This is a genomic window from Streptomyces sp. NPDC007205, assembly GCF_040634095.1.
Taxonomy (GTDB): Bacteria; Actinomycetota; Actinomycetes; order Streptomycetales; family Streptomycetaceae; genus Streptomyces.
Map to the genome: position 1 here is coordinate 17,416 of NZ_JBEYEW010000050.1, position 10,853 is coordinate 28,268.

Consider the following 10,853-nt stretch of genomic DNA (forward strand, 5'->3'; position numbering starts at 1 on the left):
TGCCGGTGGCCGGGAGCATGCGATCGCCCTCCCGTCTCTTGCAGGAGCGCTCCGTTCACAGTGGCGGCGCGACCCGCTTAAACAGCCGCCCCAGCAAAGCCCGGTCGACGGATGCGTCAGCGGTGGTGAGCAGCGCGTTCTGCAGGTGCGCCGTCAAAGCGGCCCATGTGCGGAACGTGCCGTGCGCGCACGACCGGTCGATCCACGTCAGCTCCGACGCCGGGACGGTGCGCCACAGCGGATGGAAGCCGCTCACCACGGGCGCCGCTTCCGCTCCGGCCAGGCGTGGAACCTCCTGCCACGCGCCGATACGCGACGCCAGCTGCGGCAGCCGGGACAGCGCCCGCTCGCTGCCCGCCCCGCACAGCACCAGCGTGATCCGCGTACCGGGGTGGTCCCACACGCTCTGCAGGTACTCCAGGCACGGCACAGACAGGCGCTGCGCCTCATCGACCACCATCACCCGCGCCTCACTCAAGGCCCCCGCGACCGCGGCGTCGGCCAGCGCCGACGTGTGCGGGAAACGGCCCGCCAGCGCCAGCGCGTCGAACACCGCACGCCTCATGCCGGCCACCGACGGGCGCACCGGTACCGGCACCCACGTCACCTTCCAGCCCGGAGGCACTTCGCTGAACGCCATCCGCACGGCGGCGGTCTTGCCCCGGCCCGGGTCGCCGAACACACACACCGCGCCCTGAACCGCCATCGCCTGCCCGACCGCCTCGGCCACCGACCGCACCGACGACGTCCGCACCAGCTGCGCGCCCGCCGGCAACGCCACACCCGCCAGCGCACCGCCCTCCCCCACCAGCAAGCCGCTGGTCGCCTCTGGCCCGAGACGCGAGGGCTCAGACGTCTTCACCGCGTCACCCCCTTGCCGCCCGGCCAGGGCGAGGTCAGACAGGGCCTGCCGCGTTTGCTGCTCATCCCGCTCCCGCCGCACCACCGCGCGGTCCGGCAGGACCCTTCCGGCCTGAAGGTCCCGGCGCACCACCCGGTGCAACGACGCCAGCGAGGGCACCTCGCCCCCGGCCTCCTTCATATGCCGGTGCAGCGCCGCCACGTTCCCGCCCGCCTGCGCCAGCACCTCCCACATCTGGTCGGCCAACTCCAGCCGGGCCCGCGGCCTGCGCTCGACACGGCCCTCGGTCCGCGCCGCATCCAGCCAGCGCCACACCGTGCGCGCATTCACCCCGCCGACCTGGGCGCCCGCACGCACGTGCGCCGTCGTCAACGCCCCGGCCGCATCAAGCTCCAGCAGCCGCGCAACCAGCACCGGCCTGGACACCCTCAGCCCCGCCGTGACCTCACCCCACGCGCCCGGCTCCCCCACCCCCGCACCCTTCCGCCCGCGCAAAACCGACACCGACCACCGTGGCGCCGCGCAGCCCTCGAAAGGATCAGAAGTGCCGTTCTCAAGACAGTGGAGCGGAGCGGGGTGTACCGCCTCATGGCAGCCGCGGCCGCCGCATGCACCGCCCCATTGCAGTGACCCCGCCCTTCCTCAACACCCCACCAGCGAAAACACCCAGCTCTGACGTGCCGTCACTGACACCCACCCACCGACACCAACCCGGCACATCGCACCTGGCCGGCATCGCCGGCCTGGCCCCTGTCCCCAAGGACTCAGGACGCATCAGCGGCAGCATGCGCCGGCCGCACCGCTACCACCGCCGCCTCCTGCGTGTCTTCTACCTCTCCGCTCAGGTCGCCGCCCGGTGCTGTCCGACGTCCAGGACCTTCTACGAGCGCAAGAGGAGCGAGGGCAAGTCGCACAAGCAGGCTGTCCTCGCCCTCGCCCGGCGCCGCCTCGACGTCTTGTGGGCCCTCATACGCGACCAGCGGACCTTCACCGTCGAGCCACCTCAACCTGGCCCCGCAGCGGCATAACGCGGTCACCGTCCGCTACCGCAGCCCTTGACAAACCTGATTGGGAATCACTGTCGCGCTGTCGGGTACGTCGGTGGGGCAGGCCGGTGACCTGTTTCCAGAAGGTGAAGCGTTCGGTCGGTTGCTGTCAAGCTGCTCTTGCAGCAGGTGAGTTGAGGCGTGCGTGGGTGTGGGGTGTGCCGGTGTCAGACATCCACTGGGCGCGCGGCGGTGACTTCGGTGATCGTTTTCCAGGTGGTGAAGCGGTGGGTCAGGTCGGCTCGGGGAGCTGTCACGTTGTCGGTGGGTGAGATGATCTTCTGGTTGGGGCCTGTCGGGAGGGCTGGTTCGTGTCGGTTGCAGCGCCGTCGTACCGGAATCACCTCTACCCGGCGGAGATCATCGCGCACTGTGTGTGGCTGTATCACCGGTTCCCGCTGAGCTTCCGCGAGGTCGGGGAGCTCATGCTGGAACGGGGAGTGATCGTCTCCTGCGAGACGGTGCGTCGCTGGTGCGTGAAGTTCGGGCAGGCCTACGCCAACGGACTGCGCCGGCGCCGCCCGCGGCCGGGTGACACATGGCATCTCGACGAGGTGTTCTCAGGATCGACGGGGTGCAGAAGTATCTATGGCGGGCCGTCGACCAGGATGGCAACGTCCTGGACATCCTGGTCCAGAACCGGCGGGACAAGGCCGCGGCCAGATGTTTCTTCCGCCGGCTCCTCAAAAAGACCGGGCAGGTCCCCCGCGTGGTCGTCACCGACAAGCTGAAGCCGTACGGTGCGGCGCACCGTGAGTTGATGCGGTCGGTGGAGCACCGCTCGCACAAGTGCTTGAACAACCGGGCGGAGAACTCCCACCAGCCGACCCGGCAGCGGGAACGCGCGATGAAAGGATTCCGCACCGTCGGTTCGGCGCAGCGGTTCCTGTCCGCGTTCACCGGGATCTCACCCCACTTCCGGCCCCACCGTCACCTCATGACCGCCGGCCACTACCGCTTCGAGATGCTCATCCGCTTCACCGTCTGGAACCACATCACCGGGGCCGCCGGCCTGCCCGCCACGGCCTGAACCACCGGCCACCGCAGGCCCCACCCCGCACTGACACACCGTCACAAGCCACACCCCCGACAACGTGACAACACCTGCAGAGAAGCAAAGCGGCTCACAACTTCACGAAGTTACCCCCTGTGCATGCAGTTCAACCCCCGTTCGATATTCCTGTGAGCGTCAGTCGGGTGTTTACTCTCCGAGTGTCCCCCTGGCGTCGCATCTCTGTTCAATGAGATGTCCGTGTTGTGTGGGTCAGCGGAAGGCGCTGGCGACAAAGTGTTGAGTTTGTGGGCGGCTAGAAATAGCGAACGAAGCGCAACTTGAGGTGGGTTATGCCTGAGCTGTCACCGATGAGCACCATGCTTGTGGAACTGGTAGAAGTACCTGACACCTTGGGGAAGCGAGCACACGTTCCAGCGGACACCACTTTGGACCGAGTGGAAATCACGCGCCTGAAGGGTCGCGAACATTTCGAGTTTCTGGACAATATGCAGATATTGACGGTCAATCCGTGCCAGTCTTCAGGTGGATCTACAGGACGAAGATTGCCGAGTAGTCCGTCGCCGCGTACTGGTGGTGGTCACGGCAAATCACTCGGGTCGGGGATAAGCCCAGGCCGAGCGCATAGCCTCGGTCATCTTGGTCCACTGCGCAGTCTTGAAAGTGCAGCGTTCGATCTTACTGCAGGATCCGAACCGCATTGAAACGGACCCTGTTTCTACGATCGGGACGAACCCTGCAGGCTTCTCCCCCTATTCGCTGACAGGATGTATTTCAGTAGGGCTCCCGTCTGGATTAACAATGGCCACCAAAGCACGGCATGGGTTTTCGCACCCTCTTTACCGAGATGCGCCATGGACGCGAGGAGCAACTGTGAGGCGAAGGGCTGATACGTGGGGCCAATGGCCTTGCACAGACTCCACAGGGTGTTGATGGCGTGTCGTGACGTGACGGAGGTTCCCTCCCATCGCTTCGCTGCTGAAAAGTGGGCCACTGGCTGCCACACCGCGCTCGAAGGCCACCCACCGATCAGCCGCGTGAACAACGCTTCAGGTCAATAAATTTAGATCACCCAGGATGGGCGCTTTGCTTCAGGCTTACCTAAATGCAGACGGGTGGCTGTTAGATCATTCTTGTGAGACCGACTGGCTTTTGCGTGTGCGGAAGCCACCGGTCATTGGATAGACAGGCCATGCCTGTCCTGCCCTTCGTGCACCGCAGTTGGCGCAGCGGGGACTCAGCTACGAGATGTAAGGTAGATTTGAGATGAACAATGCAAGGGCGGCCGTTCGCGAAGCCGCGGTGGGCATTAGCGCAATGGCCTGCTATCTGCCGCGGCTCCATGTAGATCTGGGGCGCTGGTGCGAGTGGACCGGTCAAGACTGGGGCAAGGTCGGGGCGGTAACCGGGCACGGTTTCCGCATGTGCGGGCCGCACGAGGATGTGTACACCATGGCTGCTAATGCGGTGCTACGGCTGATCATCGACAATCAGCTAGACGCGCGCCGCATCGGCTTTCTGGCGCTGGGCACCGAGTCGAGTACTGACAATGCGGTTGGAGCGGTCACGGTCCTTGGCATGGTGGACCGTGAGTTGCGGCGCCGCGGATGGTCTGGCTTCGCACGCGACGTGGAAGTACCGGAGTTCAAGCAGGCCTGCTTGGGCGGGTTGTATGCACTGTGTGGTGCTGCCCGCTATGTGCTGTGCGATCCCAGTGAGCGGCAGGCGGTGGTTGTGGCAGCCGACATCGCCGAGTACGAGCGGGGCAGTTCCGGGGAGCAGACGCAGGGTGCCGGTGCCGTCGCGATGCTGGTGGAGTGCTCCCCGTCGTTGCTGGTTCTTGACCTGGCCAATGCCGTCGCAGCCTCCGCCTACCGCGGTCCTGACTTTCGCAAGCCGACCAAACGCCACTACCTCGGGGGCTATGCGCCGCTCACAGAACGTCCCAGTGATTTCCCAGTGTTCAGCGGCAGGTACTCGACTACGGCGTATCTCGACGAGGTCGCCCATGCTGTCGAAGCACTCTGGAGCCGGCTCGGCGTTGAGCCCAGTGCTCACCTAAGCGGACTGCGAGCGCTCTTCCTTCATCGCCCGTATCGCCACATGCCGATTCGGGCCAGTTCGTTTCTCTACGTACGCGCGCTCGCCGCGTCCCCCTCGGGGCAGGCTGAGTTGGAGCGGCTGTGCCTGGCTTGCGGCGCCAAGCCAGGCGACGTGCTCGAGGAACTCGTTTCGGAACCTGATCTTCACGCGGCGATCCTCGCCGGTGACCCCTGCCCTGACCCGTATCCCGCCACCACCATGGTGAGCGCGCATCTGCGTGGCCAGCCGGCCTTTCGGGAGTTCACCGAGGAAAAGCTGAGCTTGGGTAGCGGCCTGCTGGACGAAGTGGGCAATCTCTACTCGGCATCTCTTCCCGCAGCTTTGGCGGCAGGGCTGGAAACTGCGGTCGAGTCCGGTGAAGAGCTCCTGGACGCACCGATGCTCGCCATCGGCTATGGCAGTGGGGATGCGGCGCTCGCGCTGCCCTTCACAGCTGTGGCGGGATGGCAGGACGCGGCACGCAGGATCGGGTTCGCTCAAGCCCTGCAGTACCCCGTGAGCCTGGATCGTGAGCAGTACGAAGCCCTACACGACCGTGGGGAGGTACCCGGTCTGCTCCTTCATCCGTTGGACCAGTTTGTGATCGACCGGATTGGTACCGAGCTGAGGCGTGATTTCCAGGACCTTGCCGTCGCCTACTACGCCTATGAGTACTGAGATGGGCACTGACTCCGCGAGGCCGCAGAGTACACTGTCGCCCAACGCCGCATGGGAGACGGCCGACTGGATCGATAAGGCATCGCGCGGTGAGCGCAAACTGCACCAGGTGCCGCCCGGCATGGCCGCGGACGAGGCCGCGTGGCTGAGGCGTGGCGCGCTGGAACGATGGCGGCAGGTTAGCCTGGACCACATCGGCCGCCACTCCATGCCCTTGGAGAAAGCACGCTGTGAGAACCTGATTGGTGCGATCCAAGTACCGGTGGGTGTGGCGGGACCACTGATCCTCCGCGGCCAATATGTAAACGACGATGAGGTGTTCGTTCCCCTCGCGACCACCGAGGGCGCCCTGGTAGCGAGCATCGGACGCGGTTGCCGAGCGTTGAATGAGGCTGGGGGGGCAACGGTTCGGGTGAACGACGTCGGCATCACTCGAGCTCCGCTGTTCTGCACGTCCGGCATCGAAGAGAGCCTGCGCCTAATCGCCTGGGTTTCTGACCATGAAGATGACCTGAGAATGGCGGCCGAGCAGACCAGTGCTCGGCTGCGACTTGTCGAGGTGCGGCCGCAGGCCGTGGGCAGCTCAGTCTATCTTCGCTTCCGTTTCACCACAGGTGACGCGATGGGCATGAACCTGGCCACGGTGGCGTGCGAGCGGATCGTCCGTGACCTCATCGAGCCAGCGACCGGTGCGCGTTGCCTGGCGCTTTCCGGCAACTACTGCACGGACAAAAAGCCTGCCTCGGTGAACCTGCTCGAAGGCCGCGGCAAACGAATCTTCGCTGAGGCGATTCTAGATCCCGTCGTGCTCGCCGGAGTCCTCAAGACCGATATGCAGCAGCTCTGTGAGGTGAATTACCGGAAGAACCTGCTGGGCTCGGCGATGGCGGGCACCCTGGGCGGCTTCAATGCCCACTACGCCAACATGGTGGCCGCACTCTTCATTGCCACCGGCCAGGACGTGGCCCAGGTCGCCGAAGCGTGTCAGGGAATCACCTGCGTCGAGCCACGTAACGGTGGAGTCTACGTCTCGGTCTTCCTGCCCGATGTTCCTGTGGCGACCGTCGGCGGCGGCACGGTACTCCCCACACAGCGTGAGGCATTGGGTCTACTCGGCATCGATGAAAACTCATCGAAATCGATGGGGCACGGAGCGATGCGACTGGCTGAAGTCCTCGGCGGCGTAGTCCTGGCCGGGGAGCTCTCCTTGCTTGCTGCGCTGGCATCAGGAGAACTCGCTGCTGCCCACCAGCGCCTGGGCCGACCGGTCACGCCAAACCCGTAGATGACCCGTCTGGGCACCCGTTGTGCTGCGTGCTCGGCTGGGCGGGACCCATACACGAGGCATCAAGGAGAATAACATTGGCAGTTGAGCTGACAGTTCAGGACTCCATCGCCGACATCGTTCTGAACCGGCCTGACAAGCGGAACGCGATGACACAGGCCATGTACCATCAACTGGCTGACGCCTTTGCATACGTGCGCGACGACGAAGCCATTCGCGTCGCCGTCCTGCGAGGGTCCACGCCCGAGGCATTCTGTGCTGGCGCCGACTTAACCGAGGCTGCCCCTGGTCTTACTGAAGGCCATTTCGATATCTCAGAATGGGACGGCGCCCACCTGAAGAACATGAACCTATTCAAACCCGTCATCGCCGCAGTCGATGGCTACTGCCTGGGCGGCGGTCTTGAGATCATGCTCGGCACGGACATCCGCATCGCTGCAAGCACCGCTGTCTTTGGGCTGCCCGAAGCAGGCGTCGGCTTGGTCCCGGCAGGCGGTACCCTCACCCGACTCGTACGCCAGATACCCTACGCCCACGCAATGGACCTGCTGCTCACTGGCCGCCGTATCGATGCCGCCGAAGCCTACGCGATCGGGTTGATCAGCACGGTCGTCGATCCTGCCGACTTGGTTGCTACCGCGCACAATAAGGCTGCGGCTCTAGCGCAGCTCAGCCAGCAGTCGCTGCGCGTCATTAAGGAGTCGGTGCTACGCCTGAGTGATTTGCCGCTATCCGCCGCACTGCATGCTGAAGCGGTATACGGGCAGAAAGCGTTCCTCGGTAAAGAGGCAGCTGAGGGCCTAGCGGCATTCTCCGAGAATCGCCCGCCGAACTTCGGGACGCCGTCGCCCGGCCGATGGGCCCCTGCGTTACGTCAAGGCGCCGGAACAGAAATGAAGAACTCATGACAACATCGTGTTTTGCCGAATGCAATCAGGCCAGCCGTGAGGTGGGCCCCCTACATCCCCCACTGCTGACGCACACCATCGGTGAGGACCTCGATCGCACCGCAGCCCGCTATCCGGATCGCGACGCACTCGTGGAGTGCTGGAGCGGACGGCGCTGGACCTACCATGAGCTACAAGCCGACATCAACGCGGTGGCCCTCAGTCTGCTGGCCATGGGCGTGTCGCATGGCGACCGAGTTGGATTGTGGGCGCCTAACTGTGCGGAATGGGTTCTCATCCAGTACGCGACCGCCAAGATCGGCGCGATACTCACCCCTATCAACCCTGCCTACCGTCTCCCGGAACTACGCCATGTGCTCAAGCAATCCGGCATCAGCACCGTCATCGCCTCCGCCGAATATAAGGGCACCAACTACCTGGAACTCCTCGGCAAGGTACAGCCGGACTGCTCCGATCTGAAGCGCACGCTAATCATCAACAGCTCGGACTGGCACGCCCTGCTGCGGCAAGGCCGCCACAGCGACCCGCGAGCACTGACTCGGGCCCAGCAAGCGTGCTCGGCCTCCAACCCGGTCACCATCCAATACACCTCGGGCACCGCCGCCGCCCCCAAAGGCGCGACGCTGTCACATCACAACATCCTCAACAACGCGTACTTCGTGGGAGCGGCACTCGCCTACACCGACCGAGACCGACTCTGCCTGCCCGTGCCCCTCTTCCACTGCTTCGGCATGGTACTTGGCACGCTGGCCTGCACCATCCGTGGCGCCTGCATCGTGCTCCCCGCCCCGGCCTTCAACGCCGCAGCCACACTTCAGGCAATCGAGCAGGAACGCTGCACCGCAGTCTACGGCGTCCCTACTATGTTCCTCGCCGAGCTCTCCGCACTAGACCTCGACACTTACCACCTGTCGACCCTGCGCACCGGCATCATGGCCGGCTCTCCCTGCCCGAAAACCCTCCTCGAAGAAGTGGCGCAGCGCATGGGTATCCCCGAGCTGACCACCTCGTTTGGCCTGACCGAAACGTCCCCCACAGCGGTCCAGTGCCGCGCCACCGACCCGCTAGACCAGCGACTCACCACTGCCGGACCCCCGCTTCCCCATACCGAAATCAAGGTTGCCGACCCCGATACCGGGCACACCCAGCCCCGCGGCACGCCCGGCGAAATCTGTATCCGCGGCTACCTCGTGATGCAGGGTTACTGGAACGACCCCGGCCAAACGGCAAACGCCGTGGATAACGAAGGCTGGATGCACTCCGGCGATCTCGGCACTATGGACCGGCACGGCTGCATCACCATCACCGGACGAATCACCGACATGATCATCCGCGGCGGGGAAAACATCTCCCCACGAGAAATCGAAGACGTCCTGCGCGCCCATCCGGACATCCAGGACGTCGCCGTCATCGGAATTCCCCACCCTCGCTTAGGGGAAGATCTCATGGCATGGATCCAGCCCTACCCAGGCGCCGATCCCCCACCCCCTGACACGCTGCGCAAATACTGCGCGAATAAACTGGCCCACTACAAAATTCCCCATGAAATACGCTTCGTCGACGCGCTGCCCACCACGGCAACAGGAAAGATCCGCAAAACGGAACTACGCGACGCCGCGCGCACGTTAGGCCCCTGTGCCGATGGCCCGCGTAACGGAACGACGCCCGGATCAGGTGAAGCCGCCAGGAATCAATTGACTCCGAACCAGGGAACGAGTTCACAAAGTTGCACATAATGTCAGGTATTGAAGTGGAGCCTGTCTTCCCTGTGGCCTGACCGATGAACTTTACTGAAGACTGAAGCCTAGCAGGAAGTTCGAATATGATCACGATGTTCGTTATCTAGCTTGTTTTCCAATAGTCTCGGCAGCGTGAGAGATGCCCAGGTCCCGGGCTGCGGAAGCCTTTCATCTCGCGTTCGCGTTGCCTCGTGGGCTGAACCCGTAAAGAATCAAAGCGTTGCTTCTTCTGGTCGGGGTCGTTGCCGCTGGTATGGGGATATCGAGTGAGGTGTGCGGGCAGCTCGGCTTGCGGTTCAGGGTCTTGTTTCCGCATCTGAACGAGCGTCAGCGGCGTTTGCTGATGGGGCAGGAAGCGCGGCTGCTGGGACATGGTGGCCTTCGGGCGGTGGCGCGGGCCGCGGGAGTGTCCGAGACGGCGGTCCGGACAGGGGTCTTCGAGTTGGAAGCGGGAGAGGATCCGCTGCCCGACGGCCGGGCTCGGCGGGCCGGCGGTGGCCGGAAGACCGTGGAGGACCTGGATCCGGAGGTGCTGCCCTCGCTGTTGGCACGGGTGGAGCCGGACGAGCGCGGCGATCCGATGTCGCCGCTGCGGTGGACGACCAAGTCCCTGCGAACGCTGGCCGACGAGCTGACCGCCCAGGGCCATCCGGTGTCCGCGCCGACCGTGGGTCGGCTGCTGCGTGAGCGGGGCTTCAGCTTGCAGGCCAGCGTCAAGACGCTGGAGGGAGCACAGCACCCGGATCGCGATGCCCAGTTTCGCTATATCAATGAGCAGGTCAAGCAGCACCAGGCGGCCGGCGAGCCGGTGATCAGTGTGGACACGAAGAAGAAGGAGTATCTCGGCCAGCTGCCCAGCCCCGGTCGGCAGTGGCGCCCCGTCGGCGATCCGGTCAGGGTCGACGACCACAGCTTCTTCTCGGTCGGTACGGCCATCGAGGTGGCGATCCGCTATGGCGTGTACGACATCACCGCCAACACCGGCTGGGTGAACGTGGGGGTGGACCACGACACCTCCGCCTTTGCGGTGGCCTCGATCCGCCGCTGGTGGCAGGCCCGAGGCTGCGGCGACTACCCGGAGGCGAGCCGACTGCTAATCGCAGCGGACGCGGGCGGCTCCAACGGCTACCGGTTCCGGCTGTGGAAGGGCCTTGACCCCTGATCTTGGACACACGAGACACTGGATCCTGAGGATCTGAGAACGGACATCTCGTGGTCATGAAGAACTATCCGCCACAGTT

At 64.6% G+C, this 10,853-nt stretch carries 6 protein-coding genes and 3 pseudogenes; 8 read left to right on the plus strand and 1 reads right to left on the minus strand.

Annotated features, from left to right (window positions below; translation table 11 throughout):
- Positions 1-55: 55 nt before the first annotated feature.
- Positions 56-1,276: an ATP-binding protein gene (locus tag ABZ624_RS38240; RefSeq protein ID WP_360099448.1), complete on the minus strand. Its 1,221-nt coding sequence runs from the start codon at positions 1,274-1,276 to the stop codon at positions 56-58.
- A 311-nt stretch (positions 1,277-1,587) separates the two neighbouring features.
- On the opposite strand from ABZ624_RS38240, the pseudogene ABZ624_RS38245 reads away from it, so the two are divergent.
- The 8 genes and pseudogenes from ABZ624_RS38245 to ABZ624_RS38280 form a co-directional block, all read left to right on the plus strand.
- Positions 1,588-1,890 (plus strand): annotated as a pseudogene (locus tag ABZ624_RS38245) (transposase); the annotation flags it as partial.
- Between the two features lie 329 nt (positions 1,891-2,219).
- A pseudogene (locus tag ABZ624_RS38250) lies at positions 2,220-2,938 on the plus strand (IS6 family transposase).
- Positions 2,939-3,416: 478 nt separating this feature from the next.
- The gene (locus ABZ624_RS38255) at positions 3,417-3,476 is read left to right on the plus strand and encodes a DUF5988 family protein (protein ID WP_360099458.1); all 60 of its coding nucleotides are present in this window, start codon (positions 3,417-3,419) and stop codon (positions 3,474-3,476) included.
- 710 nt (positions 3,477-4,186) lie between these two features.
- Entirely contained in the window at positions 4,187-5,680 is a 1,494-nt protein-coding gene (locus ABZ624_RS38260; protein ID WP_360099450.1) for a hypothetical protein, read from the plus strand.
- A gap of 1 nt (position 5,681) precedes the next feature.
- Positions 5,682-6,965: a hydroxymethylglutaryl-CoA reductase gene (locus tag ABZ624_RS38265; RefSeq protein WP_360099452.1), complete on the plus strand. Its 1,284-nt coding sequence runs from the start codon at positions 5,682-5,684 to the stop codon at positions 6,963-6,965.
- 77 nt (positions 6,966-7,042) lie between these two features.
- Positions 7,043-7,873, plus strand: coding sequence for an enoyl-CoA hydratase/isomerase family protein (locus ABZ624_RS38270; protein WP_360099454.1), 831 nt, complete (start codon positions 7,043-7,045; stop codon positions 7,871-7,873).
- Positions 7,870-9,609, plus strand: coding sequence for an AMP-binding protein (locus tag ABZ624_RS38275; protein ID WP_360099456.1), 1,740 nt, complete (start codon positions 7,870-7,872; stop codon positions 9,607-9,609). The genes ABZ624_RS38270 and ABZ624_RS38275 overlap by 4 nt, the downstream gene beginning before the upstream one ends.
- 256 nt (positions 9,610-9,865) lie before the next feature.
- A pseudogene (locus tag ABZ624_RS38280) lies at positions 9,866-10,759 on the plus strand (ISAzo13 family transposase); the annotation flags it as partial.
- Between the last annotated feature and the right edge of the window lie 94 nt (positions 10,760-10,853).